25 protein-coding genes and 4 pseudogenes are annotated in these 25,392 nt (G+C 41.2%); 20 read left to right on the plus strand and 9 right to left on the minus strand.

Annotated features, from left to right (window positions below; genetic code table 11):
- Positions 1-2 precede the first annotated feature (2 nt).
- The 11 genes from IPJ16_08160 to IPJ16_08210 all read left to right on the plus strand — a co-directional run bounded on the left by IPJ16_08160 (position 3) and on the right by IPJ16_08210 (position 6,731).
- Positions 3-365 carry a DUF2200 domain-containing protein gene (locus tag IPJ16_08160; GenBank protein ID MBK7627155.1) on the plus strand — a complete coding sequence of 121 codons (363 nt, stop codon included), beginning with the start codon at positions 3-5 and terminating at the stop codon, positions 363-365.
- Positions 366-426: 61 nt separating this feature from the next.
- The gene (locus tag IPJ16_08165) at positions 427-816 is read left to right on the plus strand and encodes a DUF2784 domain-containing protein (GenBank protein ID MBK7627156.1); all 390 of its coding nucleotides are present in this window, start codon (positions 427-429) and stop codon (positions 814-816) included.
- Positions 817-1,148: 332 nt separating this feature from the next.
- On the plus strand, positions 1,149-1,652 hold the full coding sequence (locus IPJ16_08170) for a GreA/GreB family elongation factor (GenBank protein MBK7627157.1): 504 nt from the start codon (positions 1,149-1,151) through the stop codon (positions 1,650-1,652).
- A 7-nt stretch (positions 1,653-1,659) separates the two neighbouring features.
- The gene (locus tag IPJ16_08175; protein ID MBK7627158.1) at positions 1,660-2,148 is read left to right on the plus strand and encodes a hypothetical protein; all 489 of its coding nucleotides are present in this window, start codon (positions 1,660-1,662) and stop codon (positions 2,146-2,148) included.
- Between the two features lie 91 nt (positions 2,149-2,239).
- Entirely contained in the window at positions 2,240-2,752 is a 513-nt protein-coding gene (locus tag IPJ16_08180) for a phospholipase D family protein (protein ID MBK7627159.1), read from the plus strand.
- A 126-nt stretch (positions 2,753-2,878) separates the two neighbouring features.
- Positions 2,879-3,430 (plus strand): helix-turn-helix domain-containing protein, encoded by a 552-nt coding sequence (locus IPJ16_08185; protein ID MBK7627160.1) that lies wholly within the window; start codon positions 2,879-2,881, stop codon positions 3,428-3,430.
- A 366-nt stretch (positions 3,431-3,796) separates the two neighbouring features.
- Positions 3,797-4,213, plus strand: coding sequence for a DUF3795 domain-containing protein (locus IPJ16_08190; GenBank protein ID MBK7627161.1), 417 nt, complete (start codon positions 3,797-3,799; stop codon positions 4,211-4,213).
- Between the two features lie 249 nt (positions 4,214-4,462).
- Entirely contained in the window at positions 4,463-5,101 is a 639-nt protein-coding gene (locus tag IPJ16_08195; protein ID MBK7627162.1) for an SRPBCC family protein, read from the plus strand.
- A gap of 152 nt (positions 5,102-5,253) precedes the next feature.
- On the plus strand, positions 5,254-5,478 hold the full coding sequence (locus IPJ16_08200) for a helix-turn-helix transcriptional regulator (GenBank protein ID MBK7627163.1): 225 nt from the start codon (positions 5,254-5,256) through the stop codon (positions 5,476-5,478).
- The gene (locus tag IPJ16_08205; GenBank protein ID MBK7627164.1) at positions 5,453-5,788 is read left to right on the plus strand and encodes a HipA N-terminal domain-containing protein; all 336 of its coding nucleotides are present in this window, start codon (positions 5,453-5,455) and stop codon (positions 5,786-5,788) included. The genes IPJ16_08200 and IPJ16_08205 overlap by 26 nt, the downstream gene beginning before the upstream one ends.
- Entirely contained in the window at positions 5,778-6,731 is a 954-nt protein-coding gene (locus tag IPJ16_08210) for a HipA domain-containing protein (GenBank protein ID MBK7627165.1), read from the plus strand. Before IPJ16_08205 ends, IPJ16_08210 begins: the two co-directional genes overlap by 11 nt.
- Positions 6,732-6,838: 107 nt before the next feature.
- Here IPJ16_08210 and IPJ16_08215 read toward each other — a convergent pair whose 3' ends face one another.
- Positions 6,839-7,480 (minus strand): NAD(P)-binding domain-containing protein, encoded by a 642-nt coding sequence (locus IPJ16_08215; protein ID MBK7627166.1) that lies wholly within the window; start codon positions 7,478-7,480, stop codon positions 6,839-6,841.
- A gap of 337 nt (positions 7,481-7,817) precedes the next feature.
- On the opposite strand from IPJ16_08215, the gene IPJ16_08220 reads away from it, so the two are divergent.
- The 5 genes from IPJ16_08220 (at position 7,818) to IPJ16_08240 (ending at position 13,493) form a co-directional block, all read left to right on the plus strand.
- Entirely contained in the window at positions 7,818-8,819 is a 1,002-nt protein-coding gene (locus IPJ16_08220; GenBank protein MBK7627167.1) for a hypothetical protein, read from the plus strand.
- A 200-nt stretch (positions 8,820-9,019) separates the two neighbouring features.
- On the plus strand, positions 9,020-9,499 hold the full coding sequence (locus tag IPJ16_08225) for a nuclear transport factor 2 family protein (GenBank protein ID MBK7627168.1): 480 nt from the start codon (positions 9,020-9,022) through the stop codon (positions 9,497-9,499).
- Between the two features lie 149 nt (positions 9,500-9,648).
- Positions 9,649-10,113: a phage tail protein gene (locus tag IPJ16_08230; GenBank protein MBK7627169.1), complete on the plus strand. Its 465-nt coding sequence runs from the start codon at positions 9,649-9,651 to the stop codon at positions 10,111-10,113.
- Positions 10,114-10,761: 648 nt separating this feature from the next.
- A complete protein-coding gene (locus tag IPJ16_08235) occupies positions 10,762-11,265 on the plus strand; it encodes an ORF6N domain-containing protein (protein MBK7627170.1) in 504 nt (167 codons plus the stop codon).
- Positions 11,266-12,221: 956 nt separating this feature from the next.
- The gene (locus tag IPJ16_08240; GenBank protein MBK7627171.1) at positions 12,222-13,493 is read left to right on the plus strand and encodes a hypothetical protein; all 1,272 of its coding nucleotides are present in this window, start codon (positions 12,222-12,224) and stop codon (positions 13,491-13,493) included.
- Positions 13,494-13,712: 219 nt separating this feature from the next.
- On the opposite strand, the pseudogene IPJ16_08245 reads toward IPJ16_08240, so the two are convergent.
- The 8 genes and pseudogenes from IPJ16_08245 to IPJ16_08280 form a co-directional block, all read right to left on the minus strand.
- Positions 13,713-14,463, minus strand: a pseudogene (locus IPJ16_08245) (ATP-binding protein).
- Between the two features lie 25 nt (positions 14,464-14,488).
- A pseudogene (locus IPJ16_08250) lies at positions 14,489-16,034 on the minus strand (IS21 family transposase).
- Positions 16,035-16,151: 117 nt separating this feature from the next.
- On the minus strand, positions 16,152-18,047 hold the full coding sequence (locus tag IPJ16_08255; protein ID MBK7627172.1) for a DUF2075 domain-containing protein: 1,896 nt from the start codon (positions 18,045-18,047) through the stop codon (positions 16,152-16,154).
- 114 nt (positions 18,048-18,161) lie between these two features.
- Complete coding sequence (locus IPJ16_08260; GenBank protein MBK7627173.1) at positions 18,162-18,500, minus strand: nucleotide pyrophosphohydrolase; 339 nt, start codon at positions 18,498-18,500, stop codon at positions 18,162-18,164.
- 590 nt (positions 18,501-19,090) lie between these two features.
- Positions 19,091-19,442 (minus strand): annotated as a pseudogene (locus IPJ16_08265) (transcriptional regulator).
- 2 nt (positions 19,443-19,444) lie between these two features.
- A pseudogene (locus IPJ16_08270) lies at positions 19,445-19,743 on the minus strand (type II toxin-antitoxin system HigB family toxin).
- 1,312 nt (positions 19,744-21,055) lie between these two features.
- Complete coding sequence (locus IPJ16_08275; protein MBK7627174.1) at positions 21,056-21,280, minus strand: hypothetical protein; 225 nt, start codon at positions 21,278-21,280, stop codon at positions 21,056-21,058.
- Positions 21,281-21,298: 18 nt separating this feature from the next.
- On the minus strand, positions 21,299-21,571 hold the full coding sequence (locus IPJ16_08280; GenBank protein ID MBK7627175.1) for a hypothetical protein: 273 nt from the start codon (positions 21,569-21,571) through the stop codon (positions 21,299-21,301).
- 469 nt (positions 21,572-22,040) lie between these two features.
- Here IPJ16_08280 and IPJ16_08285 point away from each other — a divergent pair, with 469 nt between their 5' ends.
- From IPJ16_08285 to IPJ16_08300, 4 genes are all read left to right on the plus strand, one after another.
- A complete protein-coding gene (locus tag IPJ16_08285) occupies positions 22,041-22,328 on the plus strand; it encodes a hypothetical protein (GenBank protein MBK7627176.1) in 288 nt (95 codons plus the stop codon).
- 611 nt (positions 22,329-22,939) lie between these two features.
- The gene (locus IPJ16_08290) at positions 22,940-23,137 is read left to right on the plus strand and encodes a hypothetical protein (protein ID MBK7627177.1); all 198 of its coding nucleotides are present in this window, start codon (positions 22,940-22,942) and stop codon (positions 23,135-23,137) included.
- Between the two features lie 641 nt (positions 23,138-23,778).
- The gene (locus IPJ16_08295) at positions 23,779-24,072 is read left to right on the plus strand and encodes a hypothetical protein (protein MBK7627178.1); all 294 of its coding nucleotides are present in this window, start codon (positions 23,779-23,781) and stop codon (positions 24,070-24,072) included.
- A 201-nt stretch (positions 24,073-24,273) separates the two neighbouring features.
- Positions 24,274-24,459 carry a hypothetical protein gene (locus IPJ16_08300; protein MBK7627179.1) on the plus strand — a complete coding sequence of 62 codons (186 nt, stop codon included), beginning with the start codon at positions 24,274-24,276 and terminating at the stop codon, positions 24,457-24,459.
- The last annotated feature ends 933 nt before the right edge of the window (positions 24,460-25,392 follow it).

Raw genomic sequence — 25,392 nt, forward strand, 5'->3', positions numbered from 1 at the left:
CTATGAATAGCCCAGTCACACACGATCAGCGTATAGCAAATATGAGTTTTGCGTCGGTCTATCCATTGTATATTGCAAAAGTGGAGAAGAAAGGCCGGACAAAAGAAGAATTGCATCAGGTTATTGAGTGGTTAACAGGCTTTAGTGTCAGCAAGCTTCAGGAGCTGATAAAAGAGAACGCAACTTTTGAAACCTTCTTCCGTGAAGCCACCCTGAACCCGAATGCACACCTTATTACCGGAGTAATCTGCGGATACCGTGTTGAGGAGATTGCCAATCCTCTGACTCAGCAGGTGCGGTATCTTGATAAGCTCGTTGATGAGCTGGCAAAGGGAAGGAAGATGGAGAAGATTTTACGCGGCTGATGCCTTTCCGGTCTTTGCTGTTAATGGATTTTTTATCGGACTTAATACAATAATCTGTTAAATGATCTGGAGACTTCTCGACATATTCTTTGTTCTCTTTCACACTTTCATAATACTTTTCAACCTGTTTGGCTGGATCTGGAAAAGGACAAGAAAGTACAATCTTATTTTACTCCTGCTTACCGGAGGATCGTGGCTCTTCCTGGGATTAATTGTCGGAACATTGGGCTACTGTCCGCTAACCGACTGGCACTTCGCGGTACTAGAAAAACTCGGGCGAACCGACCTTCCGCTTTCATATGTCAAGTATCTGGCCGATCGCCTGACAGGACTTACTTTCAGCAGCAACCTGGTCGACAGCGTCACACTTTATGCATTCCTTGCTGCCCTGGTATTATCACTCTTTCTGACTAGCAGGGACTACTTCAAAGCCAGCAGGTTAAGTAATTGATAACCAAATAACCGAATGACTGCCGCAGGTTTTACTCCGTGCCAACTCCGTGTCAGACTGAGCTTGCCCAAGGCTCCGTGGTTATATTTTACCGCAGAGAAACGCAGAGCTATTACGCAGAGTCCCGATAGCTATCGGGACGCAGAGAAAAACCAGCAGAAAATGGAGAATCCACCTACGCAAAAGCTTCGGTGGACGAAGTGGGTGAGGGGGTGAAGAGGAGAATGGGAAATGGAGGGACTGCAAGACCGCAAGACTTGCATGACCTGCAAGACAATTCTTCACGCCATTCTGCCTTTTTTTCCTACCTTAGCTATGATAATTATTTTCATATGAGCCGCGGATTTGTAAAAGAAGACGACCAGGAAGAAGTTCCTCTTGTACCACACAGGGCATATCTGCCTGAGGGAGTCACAAACTTTGTCACCCCCGCTGGTATGAATCAGTTACTCGCTGAGAAACAGATGCTTGAAGATGAAAGAAACAACCTTAGCAGTGCCAGGGAGAATGAGAAACGCATCGAGCTGAACTATATTAATGCGAAACTGCAGCTATTGAATAACCGTATCGCTGAAGCCAGAATAGTTAATCTTAGCGATCAGCCGCAAAATGAAGTCAGATTCGGTGCTACTGTAACTCTCAAAACTGAAGCCCCGAAGAATACCCAAACATTTCAGATTGTCGGCGTAGATGAAGCCGATATCGCTAAAGGGAAAGTCTCATTTATTTCACCAATCTCAAGGGCATTAATTAATAAGAAAGCAGGCGACAAAGTGACTTTAAAGCAAGCCGGAAAAGATATTGTTTATGAAATTATCGGTATAACCTATAAATAAAAGAAACATGACAACACAAGATCAAGAATGCTGTCCTGTATTCGAGGTCGAAAAATGGGACAAAAAAACATTTAACTGGGAAAAGAAACAATTCCTTTTAGAATCAATGCCAACATTTTTTCATATTCCTTTTCCTCCTGCCATAGGAAAAAAGGTTATGAAAATGCATACTCTGGCTACAAATGCCGGGGCTGCTATTCCTGATAAATCTGAGGCGCTTATCCTGTTCCGCGACCCTTCAGCTTTCAGATCAGAGATCTATTATGCAGTTTCGAAGGAGGTGGTCGGGGCAAATAATACAACTATTTCCGGATCGTTTGTTGCCGGTGTATTTGACGGACCCTATAACAGTATCCCCAAATTTATTAAAGAGATGGGCGATTATCTAAAAGAAAAGGATCAGGTTGCCCGCGATTATTATGTGCATTATGCCTACTGCCCCAAATGTGCAAAGGAACAAGGTCATAACTATATGATCCTCTTCGCCCTTGTATGAGATTTAGAACTGATCATAAATGACGCCGAAGGCAAATGACGCGTAGCAAATGACCATCAATGACTTGCGAAGCACTAATGACAGAAAGTAAATGACCACCTTTATAACAAATGAACAATTATACAAGCAGGTAATCGAACCTGTGGCGAATGCCACTTCCTTTGTCTGGATCGGTACCGCTGACATCAAGGATCTGCATGTTCATTACAAAGGCAGGGTTCAGTCTTTTCTGGGTGTGCTTGATAGTCTGCTGAAAAGGAAAGTTGCCATCCGACTTTTACATGCAAAGGAACCGGGTGCCAACTTCAGGAGAAGCTTTGACAAATACCCTTTGTTGTGGGATGGCATGGAGAGGCAGTTATGTCCAAGGGTTCATTTCAAACACATCATAATCGATGGCAAATTTGCCTATTCCGGCTCTGCAAATCTCACCGGGGCAGGTCTGGGAATTAAAAGTCCTGATAACAGGAACTTCGAATCAGGCTTTATAACAACTGATCGGGCAATAGTTGAGGCCATTATGAATCAGTTTGATGAAGTCTGGCTCGGTAAATACTGCAAGGCCTGCGGAAGAAAAGATTTTTGCCCGGATCCCATTCTTTGATCCGACTGCACGACCGCCCGACTTGCATGACCTGCAAGACATTTCTTCCCAAATGTCGTGTAAATGTCGTGTTTTTGTAGTTGGAAAGTTACCTTAATAAGGCTGACATTTGAATAAAAAAATAAAATGGAAACAGGAAAGCTAATAAAGGAATTAAGGATTAAAAAGGGGATGACCCAGGAAGAGCTGGCTGACAAGACAGAAGTCAGTGCCAGGACAATACAACGAATCGAGAACGGGGAAGTGGATCCGCGTGCATATACTCTTCAGATGATAGCCAGGGCTCTTGAAGTTGAATATGATCTGTTTGTAGGAAATGGACCTGATGAAGAAGATGAAATTCAGCTGGTTAATGCCATCAACTGGCTGGGAATTTTGCACTTCAGCGGTATCATACCTCTTATTTTTCCAACTGTACTGATATGGAATTATAAAAAAGACAAGATAAAGGGCATGTCTGAGCATTACCGCGATGTGATCAGCTTCCAGCTGAAAGTGTGGGTAGGAATACTTGCATGCTTATGGATCTACTGGAAAGCAGATAATTCCATTCCGTTAATCATGATTTTTCTCGGCAACGCCTTATTCGTAATATTCAGCACTTTCAAAGTTGTCTCAGGTGATTCCATTAAGAACATCTTTGACATCAAATCAGATATCAAAAAACTTAAAAGCTAAACGGTCATTCAATAGCTTCGCCCACCGGAGCTTCAGCGTAGGTGGGTAATTCAATAGTAAACCAATCAATGACCACCAATGACGCCGCAGGCAAATGACAAATCACATATCATCTATAATACATAATACATAATACATTTCTTCTCCGTGTTCCTCCATGCTCTCCGTGTCTCTGTGGTTTTTCCCACTGCTCCCTGCCCCTTGCCCTCAGCTTTTTTTTTACCGCAGAGGCCCTCGACAGGCTCAGGCTGACGCAGAGATAAGCCAGCGGAATAAGGAGAACGGGAGAAATGATTCGTAATTTTCCAAAAAGTATTAAATTGCATCTCTTTGAGACCAATTATCATCAAATCACAATATTAACAAATGATCCAGACCGTATCTTTTGAAAAACATCTCATCGCACCATGCGGGATGAATTGCGGCACCTGCCTTGCATATCTCCGGGACAAAAACAAATGTCCGGGATGCAGGACAAACTCTCCGGATAAGGCTATCTCAGTTAAAGCATGCATAGTACCCAAATGCAGCGCTCTTCAGGAAACAACTTCAAAATTCTGCTATGAGTGTGAAAAATTTCCCTGCAAAAGGATCAAAGACCTCGATAAAAGGTACAGTACTAAATACCGGACAAGCTTTATTGAGAATCTGACAATGATAAAAGAAAAAGGACTAGACAGATTTCTTGTTTTTGAATCAAAACGCAGAACCTGCGGCCACTGCGGATCAGTTCTAAGTGTGCATCGCGACCATTGTCTCAAATGCAATAAAACCATAAATTAATTTGCCATTACACCTTTACGACGTTATGCCGTTACGCCTTTTCTTACCACAGAGATAACTCAGCAGATTCAGGAGAAAGGGAGAGGGGGAGAAGAGGAGAATGGGAGACGAAGAGAAAATAACTTATATTCTGGAATTACCTTTGCGTCCTTTGTGTAAACCTTTGTGCCCTTTGTGGTTAATGGATTTCCCATCATCTATCGCCTATAATAAATAATACATTTTCCTAATCTGAGATCAAACCATCCAATGAACAAAAACCGCCTCCTCTGCATCTTCCTCACACTCCTGCTTTCATCCCACCTCCAGGCCCAGTCTTGGAATTTTATTAAAGAGAAGGACAGTATAAAAATATATACCCGTGCCGAGGCCGGTAAGTCGCTGAAATCCTACAGGGGTGTCACCGACATTAATGCCCCGGTTGAAAAGATCTTCACCGTGATGGAGGATGTTAACAATACCGACTGGTGGGACAAAAATCTCACTCAGATCAATGTACTGCTTTATGAAAAGAACAAAAGAGCACGGTACTACCTTGTTTATGATCTGCCGGTACCTGTTACCGACCGCGACTTATGCGTTGATGTTACTGTTACTATCAATAAGATTACCGATGAACGGATTATTGATGCTGTTGCCCTGAACGGAGTCATTCCGGAAAAGGATAAACTTATACGAATCACAGAGTACCGGCAGACCTGGACAATCACTCCAATTGGCAAGGATCAAACCCATGTTGTACTCGAAGGCTTTCTCGATCCCGCAGGAGCTGTCCCCGACTGGCTCTCCAACATGCTCCTTACCGACACCCCCTTTAAAGCTATCAGAGGACTCAGGGAGAAGATGACCACAAATGGCGCCGAAGGCAAACGACAGCGCAGCGAATGACGCGAAGCAAGTGACACATCATCTATCTTCTATAATAAATAATACATTTTTTTATATCCCGTCGCATATAAAACACATTAAACACTAAAATTTATATTTATATGCATATAATTTAAAAATATTTCATACTTTTATATCCAAAAGCATATAAAATGAACTTAATAGCTGAGTTTGTTAAGAAAAGGAGGAAACAGTTGGGCCTTACACAGGAAGAATTTGCAATAAAAGCTGGTGTGGCATTAACTGTTATCAGAAAAATTGAGCAGGGCAAGGAGAACCTGAGTTTATCAAAAGTTAACCAGGTGTTAATAATGTTTGGTCAGGTTTTAGGCCCTGTAAATGCAAAAGAAAATGAGACAGGCCGTTATAAAATATAATAACATACAGGCAGGAGTCCTGAGAGAACTTGAAAGTGGTGAGTATGAGTTTGCATATGACGATCATTATATTCAAAATCATCCGGGTCTGTTCATTACCTTCAAAATGCCGGTAACATCCATGCCGTACAGAAGTAAAAGACTATTCCCGTTTTTCGACGGGTTAATTCCCGAAGGATGGCTTTTGAAAATTGCTTCAGAAACATGGAGAATCAATATGAACGACCGGATGGGCCTCCTTTTAGCTTGTTGTCAGAATTCTATCGGAGCTGTAAGTGTTCACCCTGTAACAGATAACGATGATGTCTAGGTGTCTGTATTGTTATCAGAAAATGGATGCATCAATTGGTGATGATTACCATCCTGAATGCATCAGAGCTTTCTATGGGACAAAGTATGCTCCGGCTTTGCCTTATCGCCTTGATGAGATGGAGAAACTGGCAAAGGAAGCTGTGGAGTTGTCTGTAACTGTTCCGGGAGTGCAGCCTAAAATATCTGTGGGCTGGATAAAAACGGTGCTGAAAGATGGTCATAACGGACGTTTAACAATTATGGACGCACTTGAAGGTATGTATATTTTAAAACCTCAGAATCCAAAATATAAACAGATGCCTGAGAATGAGCATCTGTCTATGAAACTGGCAGAACTGTTTAAAATCAATACCGTGCCTTCAAATATGATAAGATTAGCGTCGGGTGAATTGTGCTACATAACAAAACGCATCGACAGGAAAAAGGACAACACCAGAATACATATGATTGATTTTCTTCAGATACTTGAATTGGAAGACAAGTATTTGGGAACCATGGAGATTGTTGGTAAAACAATTGGAGAGCTATCGGCGAATACCTTAATGGATAAACTTCGGTTTTTTGAACTATCCCTGTTCAATTTTATTATAGGCAATAATGATATGCACTTAAAAAATTTCTCCATGTGGTTGTCAGAAATTGGTTGGGTTTTATCGCCGGCTTACGATTTATTAAATGTAAAAATCATCCTGCCAAAGGATCAGGATGACACCGCATTGTTGTTGGGAGGGAAGAAGAACAATTTCAATAAGGGGTATTTTGATGAGTTTGGAAAGGTCCTGAAATTAAACGACAAACAAATCAACTCTGTTTACAGGAATCTGAACTCGTGGCTAACCGGTGCCATGCAACTGATAGATATCTCGTTTCTAAATGAGAATTATAAAACCCAATACAAGGAATTAATTACACAGCGGGTGAGAATTTTTTTACCACAGTGATAAACCAGAAGAACAAGGAGAAAGGGTGAGGGGCAGAATGGGAGATAGGTGGACTGCAAGACTGCAAGACTGCAAGACCTGCAGGACAATTCTTCCCGCCTTTACGCCTATACGCCCTTCTTCATCAACTTAAACGCATGTGACCATTTGTTTTCCCTGATACCTGGTATGCACCATAGCATGCACAGTGGTTCGATAGCCCTGGCTGATTCGACCTGTCCCATATCTTCAGTCTCCCAGCCCGCTTTGCTGAGCAGTTCACCAACCTCTTTCTTCGCCTGGTCATTATTACCGCAGATGAACATCGAGGGTTTTGATTCGAATGCCGGACTAATCATAAAAGGGTTGCCTACGCAGCTGAAGGCTTTTACGAAATGTGCACCGGGCACGAGTCTCTGCAGCCTTTCCATAAGTGACTCATCGAGACTGGTGAAGAATTGCAGCACCCCGTTTACAGGAGGCTTGTCGGCAATAGGGTTAGTGGTGTCAATCACTGTTTTTCCCGTAACAACTCCGGCAAGTGATTTAACTACTTTTTCTGCAGCAGAACCTTTGACTGAGAGAATAACAAGATCACCGAATGACGCAGTTTCAGCAAATGTGCCTGTATTAATACCTGTCTCACTCTTCAAAGAATCTCTTTTAGCTTTATCTTCCGAGCCCAGCATTACTGAGTAACCGAGCTTTGATAAACCGCTTGCGAGTGTTTTTCCCACCTCGCCTGAGCCTAATATACCGATCTTTTTCATAATGTTTTATTGTAAAACAATCAGAATAAATTAAGGTTCTTGGATAAGGGTATTTTTGTCAATAAAAGACGTGAAGAAAAGACACATCATCTATCTTCTATAATACATAATACATTTCTTCTCCGAGTTCCTCCGTGCCAACTCCGTGTAACCCGTGGTTAATTTTTTACCGCAGAGAAAAACCAGAGGAGAATGGGAGAGTGGGAGAGTGGGAGAGTGGGGGACTGCAAGACCGCAAGACCGCAAGACTGCAAGACCGCAAGACCGCAAGACAATTCTTCCCGCCTTTGCCCCTTTGCGCCTTTTTTCATATATTTATCCTAAATACGATTCCCCTATGAGAAACCTGTTCTTCATCACAATTGCCACATGTTTTGCTGTTTTATCATGTAAAAGTCCTTCAAAGAACTTATATCAACCCCGGAATATTTTCTCAGTTAAAGGTGAAAAGACCTTACTGAATGATGAGGAGATCCTGCTGAGAGGTCTGAGGTTTTCAAATGCACTGATATCAGATGACGCAGTTGATGAACTGATTACAAACCTCGATACCTTTGCATCCTACGGTATCAATTCTTTCAGCGTCTATCTTCAGGGATCACGCTTTGGTGATATTAAAGGATATAACGAAGACTGCTCCGTCGATACCACTTACGGAAGGAGGCTCTCAAAAATCATTGAAGCGGCCGACAGTAAGGGTTTTGTTGTGCTGGTGGGCTGCCTTTATTATGGCACATCTGACGCACCATTCATGTCATGGGGACAGAGTGAAGCTAACCTTGCCGTTGCCAATACCATCCTGTGGCTGAAGGATCATAATTACCGCAATGTCTTTATCGATGTAGACAACGAAGGTATGGCACTTAAGGCGAAGAATTTCGATAACCGCCAGCTGGTACTGGCCGGTAAAGCAGCCGACAGTACTTATATTATTGCCACAAACTATCGCGGCGACCCTCCTGCCGAGGCTGATATGGCTATTCATCACAGCAACAGGGCAACAGGTAAACCATACGCCGAAACTGAAGGATCACCTCCGGGAGTTAAGGGAGGATACTGGGGTGCTTACAGCAAACAGGGAAAAGAATGGAATAACGGTCCGGACCTTTACCAATACATTAATATCGGTGTCTATACCGACTCCATGAAAACAGCCCAGATAAACGCTTCATTTGAGCATTTCGACAGGGGCGAGGGATACTTCCTGGCATCCACATGGCTGCAATGCGTTCCCCCTGAAGGACCCCACCACAATCCCGGAGGATTTGGCACCACCGATGATCCGGGTATAAGGTGGTGGCTCGTAAAGGTGAAGGAGAGGTTTGGAGTCATCCAATAGTAAATCAATCAATGACCATCAATGACGGCGCAGCCAAATGACCCCAACAAATTCTCCGTGTTCCTCCATGCTCTCCGTGTCTCCGTGGTTCCTTTTTACAGCAGAGCAAAACCAACGGAGAAAGTGAGAGGGGGAGAATGGGAGATTCAAGGACCACAAGACCGCACGACAATATTTAACTTAATAACAAACAAACGACTATGAAAAAAACATTGACTATTCTGATTATCTGTATCCTTACTGCAGGATTAAACGGGCAATTAAAAGGACAAAACCTGACAAATTCCCAGAAATCAAAAATTGAAAAACAAGTTGATTCAGTCTTTCTCGATGCGGTAAAAGCGGCAGAGAATGTGGATTATGATAAAATAAGTGCCGGTGTTGACGACAAATATAACGCAGGTTTTATTGTAAATAATACATACTATTCAAAGTATGACACCATGATTAGCATTTTAAAAGGAAACTTACGCAGCGGGACAAAGCAAACCATTACATTTCAAAACAAGAAAATTACTGTCTTGTCTGAAAGAATTGTTCTTGTAACGGCATCAGGTAATGCAAATGTTGAATTAAATACCGGACAAACTTTTAACGTAACCTTTTTCTGGTCTTTCGTTTATGAGAAAATTAATAATGACTGGAAAGTAATTCAATCACATCAATCACAGGCAAATTAAACAGAATACTTCACAAAACACATACAGTGTTGGTGAGCCGTCAGGTTTAACTTAACACCGGCCAGGTGAACAATATGATTATAAAAAATGTTATTGAATTCAGTGAATAGTTCATTTAAGGTTTGTTTTTTATTAAAAGGAGGATTACCATGTCAAATATTATTGATTTTGAAAATGTTTCTGCAACAGGCTTAGAGTCTTCTCCTGTTTCAGAGTCACTTGCAGGTTTACGAGCTAACGAATCAAGGTATTTTAAGAACAAATACAATCATGATTTTACTGTTAACCCTGCGACCGGGAGCAAAGATATACTTGACTATGTGAATAATATTCTTCTGACTGAACGCGACATTAAAATTTCATCAAAGCCCCTCCAAACATCAGAATTCGTTGTAAACGGTATCAAATGGACATACGTATTCTATGAAAGCGGACTTTCAATCAATGTTATGTATACACTTAATGACCCTAAAAAAAGGGCAGTTGGCTTTAAACTTTCAGAAGGAATGGAAGTACCAACAGAGCTGGAAAAGAAATTCAAATTTGCAAGACAAAAATCAAAGCTTGCAGGAATAATCCGTGGTTCATTTTTTGTGATTAAGGGGGAGTATTAAGTCCCGGGAATAGCAGTACTAATTCAAACACAAACCTCCAGCCTCCAACCCTTGCACCCTTGTGCCCTTGCGCCTTTGTGCCCTTGTGCCTTTGCGCCCTTGCGCCTTTGCGCCCTTGCGCCTTCCTTTCATACATAATACATCCCTTCCGTGTGTCGTGCGTCGTGCATCGTGTGTCGTTCTTCCCATCATCTATCATCTCTAATACATAATACATTTCTCCTCCGTGTTCCTCCATGCTCTCCATGTCTCCGCGGTTCTTTTTTACCGCAGAGCAACGCAGAGTTTTTCGCAGAGTCCCGATAGCTATCGGGACGCAGAGATAAACCAGCGGAACATTGAGAAAGGGAGAGTGGGAGAGTGGGAGACTGCACGACCGCAAGACCGCAAGACCTGCAAGACAAGTCTCCTCATCATCTATCATCAATAATAAATAATACATAATCCATCTCTTCCTTTCTTAAAATATTCTTCTTAAATTTGGATCAAGACGCTCGCTGCGTTCAAATAGAAATAATAAGAGTAGACAGGATTATAAATTGGAGGTCGCAATTTGCGTCCTCCATTCTAAGGATTCATTATTAATGAAAAAGTGTGAGAATGAAGGACAAATTAGTAGGGCAGATATTGTTACCTGATGAGGTAATCATGAGTAAGATTTACTTTATCCGGGGAACAAAAGTAATTCTTGATCGGGATTTGGCCGAATTGTATAAAGTAGATACAAAACAGTTGAAAAGAGCGGTAAGAAGAAACATTGATCGTTTTCCCGATGACTTTATGTTTGAACTATCAAAAGACGAGCTTGCAAATTGGAGGTACCAATTTGGCACCTCCAAAGGGGACATTAAGGGACTCAGGTTTGCACCTTTTGCTTTTACAGAGTATGGTTTATTAATGCTTGCTAGCGTGTTGAACAGCGAGAGGGCTATTCAGATTAATATCCAGATAGTAAGGATTTTCAGCAGAATGAGAAAAATGATTGAGTCTCATGCAGATATACTTAATAAACTTGAACAGCTTGAGAAAAAAGATATTGAACTCGATGAAAAAGTAACTCTTATTTTCAATTACCTGAAACAATTAGAACAATCAAAGCAGCAAGAGACTGATTTCAAACAACGAAAAAGAATAGGATATAAGCCTGACTGAGAGGAATAAGGAGAAGAGGAGATTCCACCTTCGCTATACTTCGGTGGACGAAGTGGGAGATGTGGGGACCGCAAGACTGCAAGACCGCACGACCGCAAGACAGTTCTTCCCGCCTTTGCGCCTACCTTTCATACATAATACATCCCTTCCGTGCGTCGTTCGCCGTGTGTCGTTCGTCGTTTGTCGTGCGTCGTTCGTCGTGCGTCGTGTGCCGTGTGTCGTGTAAAAAGTAACAATTCCCCCCCTATTCCTATTAACCATATATATTATCCGTTTTCCGGTTGCATTGCAATTTTTCGAAGTAATTAACAATTGTTGAGCAAAGCACTGATCTGATGCGGGAATGAAGATGTTTTGTTGGTCTATTACTGTGTGACTGACGGGGCGGGAGTATGGAGGAGTGTCATTCAGTAGCCATTAATCGTAAAACAATCAATGACAATAAATGACACCCGCAGGGCATACGACACGAAACAAATTATCGCAATTACTTATGAATAGTAAATACAAAAGAAATCTTACACTGTTTAATCTTTTTGCAGCAATTCTTTTTGGCGGAACATTAGGATTTTGTACAGTAAGTTCCTTCAGAATTGTTTCTGACATCAGTTATACTGATCATTCTTTCGATTGCTGTTTCACTTAACGGGATAAATGTAATTTCAAAAGAAGCAGGAGTGAAAATGAGCAATTGCATCACTTTTTAATCTTTAAAGCCGGCATGTCCACGAAGATGGCTAATCAATTACATGGCTGTTAGGTTGCTTTTCACATGGCCTTATTTTACATGACACCCGGTATTGCTCTTTGTTATCTAACTGTAGGGTAGCAAGCGAATCAAAGTACATTAATTAGATGAATTTACCATTCAATATATTTGCCTATTCTATTAATTCACAAAAGATTACCATGATTTGAATAAAGACATAATATTCTCTAACTTAATTAGAAATAATATGAAAACATTCCTTATTATCTTGATTGTTTTTTCGAGTTCATTTAAAATGTTTGGTCAAAAAAATGACATTGGAAAAGCTATAATTGATACTACAAAGAGCTCAGATGCTAAAACAAAGCCTATACAGGACTTTATAACCTCTATTGAATTTATTAATAAAACAAAGGTAATCATTAAAAAATTTGGTGATGACACTGTGTTTTATACTATTCCACTGCAGATAATTACAAAAGATACTATTAAGAATGAGACTTATATCAAAATTAAGGATGAATTTCTTACAGCTACCGCAAAAGACTGCCACCTATATACTAGGATAATTAACTTGAAACCAAATAAATTGGAAAAGGAAATAATTATTTCACAAATAGTAATTGCAGTTTTTAGTAGTAAAAATGTTAATAGTAGTGATGTGGCTTACAGAATCACTGCATCAATCAATAGTCTAGAAACAGATTGTATCCTTAATATTCTTCATCCTAAAGAATTATATACATTAGATTTTGATGATCCACAAAATTTTATTGTAAATATTGGAAGTAATTTTGACTTTTCAAATGGAATTCAAGCAAACTCTCTTTATGCAAAAGTCTCTGTTTTCAGCCCTAATTTAGTATTTAATAGGTTAGGTTTATATTCAGGAATGTATCAGAATAGTTTTATCTCAAAGGATTCAACCACTAATGGACTTGGTATTGATTTTCTAGATATGCAATACGACACCATTTCATTCATTGCTAATAGAATATCATATAAAAGTACATCTAAAACAAACAATGTAGCATTATTCATTGGGATGCCAGTTAGATTGACTAAACCAAGTAAATATTTCAATTTATACTGGTCCCCAGAATTTGAAATTATTAAAGTAAATAACTCCTTAAGACGTGAGTACAACATTTATCATTCAGATACTCTATTAAATAAGACATGGCCATATTTCGATGGATATACTTCAGAAGGAATTTTAGTTAACCCTGATCAGGTCCTTATAATTAGCCAGTATTATTTAAAACATTTTGGGATAGCAAATTTTATATTGACAATTGAAGATGACAAGAAATCGCTATTTTTATTGGGAACTCTTTGGGGGTATGCAAATCCAAGCAATGATAGAAAGAGTTACTACCAATTCAAATTTGAAATTTCTGAAAAGAAATATGGAATATCATTAGGTGGCGAATTTAGAGGCTTCTATTCTTCTGATCCTTATATTGGAATACATTTGTCAAAACTTTTTAATCTTTCAAAACTGATTGAATATAACTAAGGAATGTTTTTAAAATGGGCAATTTATATACTGGTTAATTATAGACTTTTTATATCAGACAACCAATTATTAAAAGACTACATCTTCCTGATAACAAGTCAGCCTACAAAAGCCGGTCAATCTGACCACATTCAGCCGGTCTAAATTGACCACATCGAAGTTACTGATTTTTCAAAGAGTTTTCCCATCATAAAAAGTGGTTATACAAATCTATCTATTTTAATTCAAATTTCCATTTTCTTTATAATTCTCCCTGCCTTTTCTCAGAGATTCTCCCTTTAGTTCTATCCTGTGTGCATTATGAACGATCCTGTCAAGGATTGCATCAGCAATAGTTTTTTCTCCAATGACCTCATGCCAGCAGTTTACTGGTAGTTGGGAAGTTATTACTAATGATGCTTTGTTATGACGGTCTTCTATTATTTCCATCAGTGCAGAACGATTTTGATTATCTATTGGTAATAGTCCAAAGTCATCAAGGATAAGTAAGTCTTGCCGCTCTATTTTGATATTTCACGTATATAAGAACCATCGGCCTTGCCCATCTTTAGCTTGGAAAATAGCTTTGCCATATTTGCATAATATACCTTAAACCCAAGAGTACATGCCTGATGCCCAAGTGCTGTAGCAAGGTAACTTTTCCCTATTCCGGTGCTTCCGGTTATAAGTATGTTCTCATGTTTTCTGATGTAAGTGCATTCTGCATAGCGTAGCATCTGGTTCCTGTCAAGATTACGGTTTGCCTCATAATCAATGCTCTCAATTGACGATTGATAGCGGAACCTTGCATTGCGCAGCCTTCTGTCAATATTACGGTTTTGACGGTCATCCCATTCCGCCTCCACTAACATACCTATCAGCTCATCAGCTGACAGGTTTGCAGGTTATCATTCTCAAGGCTGGTTTCATAAGCCCTGGCCATTCCGAGCAGCCGGAGCTTCTTTATTCTGTCGAGTATTTCTTTTGTCATTCTCTTACTTTTTATATTATCGTTTTTACCTGTAATAGTTCTCACCTCTTATATTTTCATGAACCGGGATCTCTGACGTTAACTCCACATAAGTTAAAAAGTCATACTTGTTTTCCAGTATTGACTTAATTGCACCATAGGAGTAGTTTTCATATTCAATGGCTCTTCTGCAGGCATTTATCAGTCTTTCCCTGCCTACCTTGCGTTCGTAGCCAAGGACGCCCTGACACGCTTTATAAGCCTGCTCGGGATGGGTTTTACTTGCCATCAGACCTACAATGAACTCCCTGACTGATCCATCGATTGACTCTGCCCAGTTAAGAAAGCGGTCAGGGTTCCAGTCTGTCAGGTATTTATGCGTTGAAGCCAGATGCTCTTTATCGGTCGTATAGCCATATTGCCTGCGGTCTCTTTTATGGCGGGCCAAAAGAACATAATTGTAATAAATCTCAACATGGGTGGTCGAGTACATGATCTTTATCTTTTTACCAATATATTGATATGGAGCGCTGTAATAGTGACGGTCTTCCTTCAGACAAACATGTCCATTTACAGATATTGTAGCTTGCTGATGCCGTTTAAATTCATAAAGTAACTCAGGAAGTGGATGTAGTACGGCTCGCTCCACATCCTCAAACAGATCTCTGCGGCTATATGGCCGCCCCGTCATCCTTGTATTATTATGAAGCTCAACTATCTCTCTTATTGCCTCGTTTAACTCCTCAAGAGTATGGAAGACTTTATTGTCCAGCACAGAGTAGATACGCCTGTAAGCAATCTTGACAGCTCCTTCAACAAGAGCTTTGTCTTTAGGTTTATAAGCCCGGGCGGGTAATATGGTGGTACTGTAATGCAAAGCAAAGTTCTCAAATGCCTGGTTTAATGTAGGCTCATAAAGACTGCTCTTAATTACAGCACTCTTAAGATTATCGGGAACAATTGCCATTGGCACACCTCCGTAATAAAATAAGGCATGCTCGCAACAGCTGATTAAATCTTCTTTGCGTTGGCTTAATGTTCCCTCAACATAGGTTAACTGACTTGCTCCAAGAATAGATATAAATACCTCTACATCTGTTATCTCGCCTGTTTCTTTATTAACCAGATGAAGCTTCTCCCCGGCATAATCAATATACATCTTATCGCCTGCAACATGCTCGATATGCATGACCGGTTTACTGCGGCGGAGCCACTGCTGGTAATGATGTTTGAACTGTGAAGGCTTAAAGCCATCGGGATGCATTGCTATATACCTTTCCCACTGAATCTGGCGTGTCATCCCTCTTTTCTTCAACTCTTTCTCTATGAGAGGAAATAAGGGTTCCAGAGCTTTATATTTTTCGCTGGGTTCCGGCATCAGATTGTCGCCAAACAACTGATCCAGTTCCAGGTCGCTCCGCTTGTCGACCTCCGCAAGATCCAGGCCAAGGCGGACATAAATTTTAAGGTATTTTTTTTAGGGTGTTGCGAGACACACCCGTCAGATCGCTGATCTTCAGCTTACTCTCGCCCTGCGCATAGAGCCGCAGCATTTGTCTTAGTTTACTCATGTCTGTCTTTTTATTGGCCATAATCCCTCTGTTAATATAAAACCAACAGTAAGGATTATAACTTACTTTTAAACATGAGAAAAACTCTTTTCAGGTGGTCAGTTTGCTCCGGCGCGAGGTGGTCAATTTGCTCCGGCGTCAGGTGGTCAGTTTAAACCGGCGCGAGGTGGTCAGTTTGACCGTTTTTTCCACCTTATCAGTAAAATAAACATAGCACCCTTTCATTCCGCGGGTGAGCAGTGTTCGGTAGATATTCTTAACATGTTTTTCAAAATTATCGGGACTCCTTTTCAGCATCGGGTCTTTGGTGGCGGAGATGTCTGCACCAATCTTTCCGGTGTTTCTGTTCACACAAAGATCATTTCCAATAATTACACCGATATAATCGAATTCAAATCCCTGTGCGGTGTAGATACAGCCTACCTGTTTAATTCCCTCCGGTCTGTACGCCCATTCATACCACCTCACATAACCCTTTGGTATTGAGGTTATCTTATCGTGTGTTTCCCAGGGCATTGCAAATTCCCCGATTTTAACATCCTTCACAAGCTCCCCGTTCTCATCTGTTTTGCTGCTCCATGGCCAGCAGAATCCTGCAACCATTCTTGCCGAGTTGGGCTTCTCAGCTTCCTTTTCCTTAAGGATCTCCATTATCTCCTGAGGCGATGAGAAGATCCTGAAATCGAACTGGTCGTCCTTCCTGAAAATCCTCTCTTCATCCGAATACCCAAGAACCGATTCGAGCCATAAAAGGTAGTCATTCGAACCCATGCACCTGTACTGCGTTTCGAGTGTTACTTCATGTATCCCTGCTCCGTACTTTAGTGCAGCCTCTTTAATAAGTGCCGAACTTCCTACCTCCGAGGAGCGTACATTCTGCCTGTCGTCGATAAAGAATACAGTTGTTTTTGAGCATCTTACAAGCTGCTCCATCTGGGGCATATCTGTTCTGTCTTCGGGTTTTGTATACTGGTGATTGCTGTTTTTTTCTATTCTGTGGGCTTCATCGATAAGAAGTATATCAAACTCATTCTCTTCTGTGCGGCTCGGTATAAACCGGAAAAGATTGGAGAACATTACTTCACCTCCTCTGCCAACAAGCTTCTGTAGTCCCGATGTAAAAGGTTTCGATTTGCAGCCATAGAGAACATTCTTCTTCCTTAAAGCAGCTTCAGCAAGCACATTCAGTGCAATTACAGATTTGCCTGTCCCCGGTCCGCCATGCACAATAATTACAGCTTTCTCCTTCTTCTTTTCCGCTAACCTGTACCTTGCCCAGATCAGGTTCTTGGCAACAAGCTGTTCATTGAGTAGTGAAAAGACAACATCGTTATTTATGATCTTATGTACATTCTCGAGCAGCTTCTTGGAGGGGTGCAGACGGCTCTGCATAAAACGGTTGAAGATCTCAACGCCGGAGCCGTTCTCAAGAAGCTCCCTGATCTTTATTCCAAGCAGCTTTGTATCCTCCTTTGTAAAGAGAGGAAATTCAGCAATAAGTTCTTTGTAAACAGGATGATGCAGCCCTTTTCCGTCGCTTCTTGAATAGTTATGGCAGTAGGCACAGCTGAACAATGAAAGAGTAGGTTCCTTCTCAAACTCCTCAACAAAACCCTGCATATAATAATGGTATCCCTTAACCTGCTGCGAAGGGTGGGGGACAACCCTTTCTCTTCCGCCGGTGTAAGTCTCAACAAAATTGCCCTCTTCTGTTAATGATTTCACAGAAGACCACTGTTTCAGTTCAATAAGTATGACATTTGAAATTTCGTTCTTCCCTTTACCGAACAGCAGACAGTCGAGCCTGCTCTGGTTATATGGAACCTCATATTCGAGTGCAACGAAAGTGTCATGTAATTTCCCCAGCTCCAGAAGATCTCTCACCCTCGAGAGGCTGTTCTGCCATGAAACGAACTCAGGTGTCCCCGGTTCTTTCCCAAGCCTTGCCTTGTAGTTCTCCGACATGATATCGGAAATTGTATTTTCCCGTACATCATCAATAAATCGTTCGGATGGCGCCTGGTAGATCAGCATTGGGTTAGGTATGAGGTGCGAGGTACGTGGTGCGAGGTGTGAGGTGTAGGTAGTGAATATCCTGATCTTGGTCTTCTTCCCTCGTACCCCGAACCCCGTACCCCGTACCGGTAATTAAAGTTCGTTATATTTTTTGGCCGTCCCCTTCGATTTCTCCACCGGGTATTTCTCCCCGTTCTTTTTTATCTTTTCGAGAACAATCTCCTTAACATCAAGATTATGTTTCCCTGCCAGCAGCAAGGCAAATGCCAACACATCGGCAAGTTCCTCTTTTAGTTTGGTCCGGTCGATCTTTTCGCACTCCTCTGTTGGTTTCCAGAGAAAGAGCTCATTCAGCTCGGCAGCCTCAATGGACAATGCCAGCGCCAGGTCCTTAGTGTTGTGGAACTGATCCCAGTGGCGGGCATCGCGGAATTTGACCAGTTCGTCAATCAGTATTTGAATGTCATTCATTGGTGGTGGATTGAGGGACTAATGTAGTGAAAAATGTAATATGTATTATAGATGATAGATGATGGGAAGAACGACGCACGACACACGACGCACGACGCCCGACGTACGGCGCAAAGGCACAACGGCGTAACGGCTCAACGGCGAATATTTCAATTACGGAAGAAATCACTCTCTTTCCGGTGGTCTTCCTTCCGGTTCAGGCTGCCGACAGATCGTTTCGCAACATCGTAAGATGTCATTGATTTAGGTTAAGATGCCATTGCTCAAGCCGAAGATACCATTGCTTAACCAATAGACTTAAATGTTTGACTCTAAGCTGACATTGTTTCAGGGGAAGAGGCAATTGTTTGAGGAAAAGAAGAAGAAACGGTCATTCAATTGTCATTCAATTGTCATTCAATTGTCATTCAATAGTCATTCAATTGTCATTCAATTGTCATTCAATTGTAGAACAATCAATGACAACGAATGACGCCGAAGGCAAATGACGCGCAGCAAATGACACGAAGTAACTGACGGCGCAGCCAAATGACACATCTTCTATCATCTTATAATACATAATACATAATACATTGTTGCCTGTCTTCTGTTTACTCCAGTAAGATCTCAGCTGGAATTCTCAATCCTTTATATAAAGATTTTATCATGCTAAGAGTCAGTTTTCTTTTTCTGTTCAGAATTTCGCTAACCCTGCTCTGACTTCCAATATATTGTATAAGGTCGGCCTTTGTCATATCCATTTGTTCCATTCGGAACTTAATAGCATCAACCGGGTCTGGCGGAGCAATCGGATAATGTTTCATCTCATATGATTCAACTAAAAGTTACCAGCAAATCCATTTCATCACCCTGCGGAGTATCTTTCTTTGCTCCCCATAATAACTCAATTCTGCGAACCGCTGAATTATAGTCCTGCTCTGTTTTAATAGGTCTGATTTCCATAATTAAATCGTTTTAACATTAACTTTGTCATACTGCTTATGAGTTCCGATGAACCTTACAAATACCACCTGAAATTCATAATCTATTGCAACAATTAATCTGTAGGCATTTCCTTTAATATTAAAGACAACCCTGCCTTCACCAACAACACTGGCATTTTTATACTGTTGCTTCAAATCATTGGAACTGGTCACTCTGCTGTCTTTACCTCATGATACCATGCCCGTAATGAAGCTTCAGAATCTGCATATTCCGGCTTTTCAAAAACTCTCTCCAATGTTTTGAAAGCAATAATTCTCATCTTGCAAAAATAAGAATAATTTGTATAATATCCCAATTTGGGATATTATTTTTTCATCTTTTTAATGAAGTTTTCATATTTTAGTACTTAAATAATTCCGGGAGTTATGTACTATCTGCTTTCAAAATCCCGGAAAAAGATTGCCCGTGTTGTAATGGATAACGTAAATACTGTTTTTGAATAAGGAAAAACTGAATTTAGACATGTTCTGGTTTGTGATGCTTAAAAGACTAAAGACATAAAGGATTTTAAAAAAATAAGACTTATTTGTGATGATAATACAAAGATCTCAGAAAAACTGATCGATAAGTTCTTACTATACTATGCAGCAGGCCGTAACAATCTGGAGCATGATATGAACCAAAGATTTATGGCTTACAGGCATCTTGATCCTTTCTTCACTCACCGACCGTGGTTTTACGGCACTCGTTGATGGCTTAAATGAATATGGGTTTAGTTTTTCTGACGATCCGTTTCTAAGAGTCAATTTGTCGATGGTTACAACTGCATCTGATATTCTGAAAAAGCAAATTATGCTTTCCAGAATATGAAGGTCTATTTGCTAAGAATACCACTCCGGAATCAAAGAGAAGCATTGATGACCTGAATTTTTATGAACATTGTCCTTCCGATATAAATGCAGGTATTGAACCTGATATTGATGCTGCCGCACAAATGGCGGGAATTGATATTGGCACTGCGAAAAGTCTTGTTAAGAAGTTACAGGAGTATTAATAAACTCCAAAAGATACCCGTAAAAATAGGTGGATAAAAAGGTTCTCCATCTACAATTCCTTTTAGCGCCAGTGATAGCCTTCACACATAAACAGATACCGCTCCGGCGCCGGATCTTATTGGAGCCCAGGGTTCTACAAATAGTTCGCTGCTCTTGCGTGGCTCCACTAAAGTATGCTTCTCCTGGGCCTGCGCCCCTACTAGTAAATGACGGCGCAGCCAAATGACGTCGTTTTTCCTTCTACTTTACCTCCCGTCTTTTTCACCGGTTTTATTATAATCCCTTTCTCCATTCATATTTTACACCGTTCCGTAATTCACAAGGACATCATATGTTCCGGGCGGACAAGCTGTAACATGGGTTGCAGGTTCATATGAAATGATCTCAAGTTTAGTCAGTCTTGTGGCTTTTCCTTTTTGAGTTGCTGCAGTGCCTGACGGATAGAGATGCAGAATCTTTCCTCGTATACCCCCGCCGGTATATGTAATCTCACCTCCATTCAGGTTAGTAAGATCTTATACGACATATCGGGCTTCATTTCGAAGTTCTCCAGCCATACTTTTTGTAATTTGCCTTTTATCTCGATTTGCAATAAGCACATCGTAGGTGCCCGTTTTTGATCTTCCCGTAATAATCACCCATAGGCTCATCAGGAGGAATTGCTTTTGCATGATTTCCCTTTGGATAGAACCTTGGGAGACCCCAGTTCAGATTCTGCTGGTTGTTGCCTTTATATCTGTTAACTGTGGAAGTATAATATGAAAGGCCTTTCTGATTTCCCTGTACTGCTTCGATCGCCACCTGATACTCTTAGACGTTTTACCGATACAGTGGTTTGGTCTTCTTCTTAATAATTACATTCCCCACATCAAGCTGATTGTTCCCGGCTGACGAGAGGTTCAGCACTATCTTCAGAGAACAGGTCCCGGGTGTAAGATTCTGCTCATCTATTTCTTTTCCCTCGCTGAAGACCTTATATGACGATCCTGATATCAGATCACCGACAGTACTGATGTTAACGACAAGTGGTTTTGTTGAAATTAAATCCTGCTGTATCGTACCGGGAGTTTTTACCTGCACCTGTTCCAGCAATTCTCCGTTTTTACAACGATTCCATTATCCAGCACATACGAATAGTTAGATATATTCTGACCCTGCAGAAAAAGTGTAAGCACTGACAAAACTGATGATAGAACGACAATTTTTCATAACTCTTTATCTGATATAGTATACATATACCAAATTTAAACAATTCATAACAAATAATAGTATTCATCAGACGTTCAATTCGCACCGGAATTGCAATGGTCATTAGATTGCCATTCAGTAGTCATTACAGTGGTCATTCAAATGCGAACAATCAATGACCACTAATGACGGCCGCAGGCCAAATGACACGAAGTAAATGACAATAAATGACGGCGCAGCAAATGACCACCAATGACGGCGCAGCCAAATGACACCTCTGATCTATTAATAAGGATGTGGGTTTATCTGAGTCAATTTTAGTATATTTGATTAGGCAGACTTTTCCAGTAATAGTTGTCAAATAGATCCTTAAATGGAATCAGCATCTAAAGTTTTGAAAATACTGGTGATTATAGTAGTGCTTTTCTTAATTATTTCGTGCAGAAAAGATGAACCAGCGATGCCTGTTATTACAACATTGGAAATAACCGGCATAACTTATTCGACAGCAGTATCAGGAGGCGAAAGTTACAGATGCAGGGGTGTTACCTTAATCAACAGAGAGTCTGCTGGAGCACAAAGCAAATCCAACAATATCAAACAACCATACAACGCAGGATGGAAATACCGGCAGGTTTACCAGCGATATAACCAGTTTTAAGTTCAGCGACAGAGTATTTTGTCAGGGCATATGCCAAAAAAAGTGTTGGTACCTCTTACGGATCACAGGTAAGTTTACTACCCTTGCAAAAGCACCTGATAAACCAACAGGAATAAAAATCACGCCGAGGGAATTACTCTTAACAATAGTTTGGGATAATCAATCAGATCAGCAATATAAAGCTGTAAGGATTTTTCAGAGATACTATTCCATCCCCATCTGTTCTTTACAGGGAAATACCTTGTATGCAAACTCTTACACCGATGTTGTAGTAGCTCTCAATACCAGGTATTTCTATAAAAATAAGTCTAGTTAACAGCAGTAATCTTGAATCGGAAAAATCTGAGGAGATCTCTGGAATTCCTCTGGAGCCGGTTAATACAGCAAGTCCGTTAACGGACAAATCGGAGGACTTCATTATGCTTTTTGGGAATTTAGGGCCTGGCATTCACTAAACTGGTTCATAACTTTACAATTTACAATGAACCGGTTAATAAAGATAATTCACTTAACTGAAAGACGGCTTATACTATCAGTTCTATCGGGGAATTATTAACGACACAATTGGTTTCTATTACGGAATACAAACCTCCGTAATGAAACCGGATGGAATGGCTAACAGAAAGGTGTTATTTTTGAAGATGGAAAACTCAGAGACATCGCAAACTACAGGACTGCTGCCGGAGGATGGGGACAGAGTGCCGGTTATGAGGGTGATTTATTGGTGTCAGGAAAATTATGAATGGGGCCAGGAACATACAGCATTGAATTACGAAAAGACAGTGCCGATTCAAAGGAGACTGGTATAGCCTCTGGATAAATAAGATTCCTGTTGTGTCTAAAGAATATATCGGATCGATACGGTTTGAGAAGTTCAAAATCGAGCGGAATAAAAAGCGGAGGAATAACCTGGACAGAGCTATACTTTAAATCAAACCTGAATACCACTTTACCTCGGTGGCATGTATCAGTAAATGATGTCCTTGCGAGATAATCAGCATCACCATGTAACAACTTCCTACAATTCAGATAAGTTTGTGGGCTTCACCAATATATTCACCACAAATGGCCACGATGTCCATTTTCTTATGGGTCCAACCGTTTGACGGTTTCATCCCCCGGATACTCTGGTAATTGTTTGAGCAAATTCGGGAAAAAGCGACTGGCTGCTGAGATCCATCCTTTCCTCTTGTAGGAAAAACATCTCCGGGGAAAGCATTTTTTTACCACGGGTTTCACGGAGTTTACAACAAGTTACACTGCGCTCCAATTAAAGTTAAACCCTCAAACCGGTACCCGGTACCCAGCACCCGTTACCCAGCACGCAGTACCCAGCACCCGGTACAGTAACCATCGAGCCTTCTTGATCCAGGGTTACAAACCTTCCTGGTTCATGCGGCAAAATAACGGTTTAAACGTCTTTGTCTCAGATGATAAATAACTAAAACCTATGAAAGACTTAATCAGAAAATACCCTTCAAGCTCATTTATAGTTATTGCTCTTTTCTGTTCCTGGACACTCTGGCTGCTTATGATACTTTCATCGCGAGGATTGCTGCCATTCAGATTTCCGACCAGTTTCATCGGATCATTCGGTCCTGCTGTGAGGGGCTCTGATCGTTACCGGAGTATCAGATGGAGAGCTGGTATAAAAGAATTTTCAGATCGATGGTTCGTGTCCAGAGCATCACCTGCTAAATCATATTGCAGGCTCTTTTTCTTATTATTATTGTTTATGTGCTAACGGCTTCAGTATCATGGTTCTGAACCGGGAGGTTCTTAAACTTCCTCGGAACTGCCGGGTGCCGGTGAATGATTGCCTATTTCTTAATTACTGCTGTTCTGGGCGGACCATTGGGAGAAGAATGGGCTGGAGAGGTTTCTGCAGCCATACCTGCTGAAAAGATACTAATCCCATAATCTCAAGCTTTCTGATTGCACTGATATGGTTTACCTGGCATATACCGCTTTTCTGGCTCGAAGGGCAGCACAGGCCAGCAGCTCGATGATATATTTTGCAATTATGGTACTTTCAATGTCGTTCCTCGCTACGATTCTGTATATTGAATCAAATGGCAGTCTGTTTCACGCAATACTTTTTCATACAATGATTAATTATGTCAGCGCCTAACACTGCCATCCGATGCCTGCGGCCGGATCGATAAATCATTCGGGCATCTCTCGGCATCTTCGTAATTGCGGAATTACCCTCATCTTCGCAGGAACCACTGCAAAGACTTATAACAGGAAAAGTATCTCAAAGCTGAACCGAGTCGAGATGATGCTTTAAAGTGATGAGTTTTTTACCTGCCTATTTTCTTCCTGCGTCGTGCGTCGTTCGCCATTTAGCCGTGCGCCCTGCGCCTTTACGCCTTCGCCCGCTTCCTACATCCTCCATGCGGTATATCCCGTCCGGATACGACATCCTCAAAACCTGTCTCCTGTTTGCCAATACAGCTGGAAATAGGCATTATAATCTTTTGGTTTTCCTCGAGATCAGAGAAATGAGATCTTGCCGGTTATTAGGATAGGTTGCCACACCTGACGACTTCGCATTCTGAAACTTTATGCTTCCCACAAAACCGCTGGCCACCGAGATCTCACTTGTAGTTTGCCGCCCGCCTCAAACTCAAATGTCTGCGATGAGGAGTGGGTGTTCATTCGACATTGGCTCCCGTATAGACATTAACACTGAAGCATTCCCCGAGTAGTTATTTGTCCATTTTGCCCGTGAGATCGGCCGGCGCTACAGCAAAACGGTTGTACCACGACAGTTCCCTCAGCGGATCCCACATGCTGCTATCGAGATTAATAATCGGGTTTATTTATGTCGATCCGAAAGCCTGAACAAAAGCGTTCTGTCAGGACAGATGATCTCAATCCAGCCGGTTTCACCCCTTCCTGAAGAGCAACAAACATTCTTTTCCCGAGGCATTATCAGTTACATCGCCTGTGCCAAAATATGCAGGCTCGTGACCACAGCTCCCGTCGGGACTGAAAAATTCTGAAGGTTTGAATACCTGCCGGCAACAAGATATTCCAGGCGTTAGAGGTTACCGCAGTG

The sequence above is a fragment of the Bacteroidales bacterium genome, assembly GCA_016709865.1.
GTDB lineage: Bacteria > Bacteroidota > Bacteroidia > Bacteroidales > VadinHA17 > LD21.

What these genes read in the sequence shown, in the direction of transcription:
- IPJ16_08300 (MBK7627179.1), top strand. Translation starts at nt 24,274, where the DNA reads ATGGTTTACCTGGCATATACCGCTTTTCTGGCTCGAAGGGCAGCACAG.
- IPJ16_08230 (MBK7627169.1), top strand. Translation starts at nt 9,649, where the DNA reads ATGTCAAATATTATTGATTTTGAAAATGTTTCTGCAACAGGCTTAGAG.
- IPJ16_08185 (MBK7627160.1), top strand. Translation starts at nt 2,879, where the DNA reads ATGGAAACAGGAAAGCTAATAAAGGAATTAAGGATTAAAAAGGGGATG.
- IPJ16_08285 (MBK7627176.1), top strand. Translation starts at nt 22,041, where the DNA reads ATGGAATCAGCATCTAAAGTTTTGAAAATACTGGTGATTATAGTAGTG.
- IPJ16_08235 (MBK7627170.1), top strand. Translation starts at nt 10,762, where the DNA reads ATGAGTAAGATTTACTTTATCCGGGGAACAAAAGTAATTCTTGATCGG.
- IPJ16_08240 (MBK7627171.1), top strand. Translation starts at nt 12,222, where the DNA reads ATGAAAACATTCCTTATTATCTTGATTGTTTTTTCGAGTTCATTTAAA.
- IPJ16_08200 (MBK7627163.1), top strand. Translation starts at nt 5,254, where the DNA reads ATGAACTTAATAGCTGAGTTTGTTAAGAAAAGGAGGAAACAGTTGGGC.
- IPJ16_08165 (MBK7627156.1), top strand. Translation starts at nt 427, where the DNA reads ATGATCTGGAGACTTCTCGACATATTCTTTGTTCTCTTTCACACTTTC.
- IPJ16_08225 (MBK7627168.1), top strand. Translation starts at nt 9,020, where the DNA reads ATGAAAAAAACATTGACTATTCTGATTATCTGTATCCTTACTGCAGGA.
- IPJ16_08255 (MBK7627172.1), bottom strand. Translation starts at nt 18,047, where the DNA reads ATGCTGATCTACCAGGCGCCATCCGAACGATTTATTGATGATGTACGG.
- IPJ16_08260 (MBK7627173.1), bottom strand. Translation starts at nt 18,500, where the DNA reads ATGAATGACATTCAAATACTGATTGACGAACTGGTCAAATTCCGCGAT.
- IPJ16_08195 (MBK7627162.1), top strand. Translation starts at nt 4,463, where the DNA reads ATGAACAAAAACCGCCTCCTCTGCATCTTCCTCACACTCCTGCTTTCA.
- IPJ16_08205 (MBK7627164.1), top strand. Translation starts at nt 5,453, where the DNA reads ATGAGACAGGCCGTTATAAAATATAATAACATACAGGCAGGAGTCCTG.
- IPJ16_08210 (MBK7627165.1), top strand. Translation starts at nt 5,778, where the DNA reads ATGATGTCTAGGTGTCTGTATTGTTATCAGAAAATGGATGCATCAATT.
- IPJ16_08295 (MBK7627178.1), top strand. Translation starts at nt 23,779, where the DNA reads ATGAAAGACTTAATCAGAAAATACCCTTCAAGCTCATTTATAGTTATT.
- IPJ16_08215 (MBK7627166.1), bottom strand. Translation starts at nt 7,480, where the DNA reads ATGAAAAAGATCGGTATATTAGGCTCAGGCGAGGTGGGAAAAACACTC.
- IPJ16_08220 (MBK7627167.1), top strand. Translation starts at nt 7,818, where the DNA reads ATGAGAAACCTGTTCTTCATCACAATTGCCACATGTTTTGCTGTTTTA.
- IPJ16_08170 (MBK7627157.1), top strand. Translation starts at nt 1,149, where the DNA reads ATGAGCCGCGGATTTGTAAAAGAAGACGACCAGGAAGAAGTTCCTCTT.
- IPJ16_08160 (MBK7627155.1), top strand. Translation starts at nt 3, where the DNA reads ATGAATAGCCCAGTCACACACGATCAGCGTATAGCAAATATGAGTTTT.
- IPJ16_08180 (MBK7627159.1), top strand. Translation starts at nt 2,240, where the DNA reads ATGACCACCTTTATAACAAATGAACAATTATACAAGCAGGTAATCGAA.
- IPJ16_08175 (MBK7627158.1), top strand. Translation starts at nt 1,660, where the DNA reads ATGACAACACAAGATCAAGAATGCTGTCCTGTATTCGAGGTCGAAAAA.
- IPJ16_08190 (MBK7627161.1), top strand. Translation starts at nt 3,797, where the DNA reads ATGATCCAGACCGTATCTTTTGAAAAACATCTCATCGCACCATGCGGG.
- IPJ16_08290 (MBK7627177.1), top strand. Translation starts at nt 22,940, where the DNA reads ATGGCTAACAGAAAGGTGTTATTTTTGAAGATGGAAAACTCAGAGACA.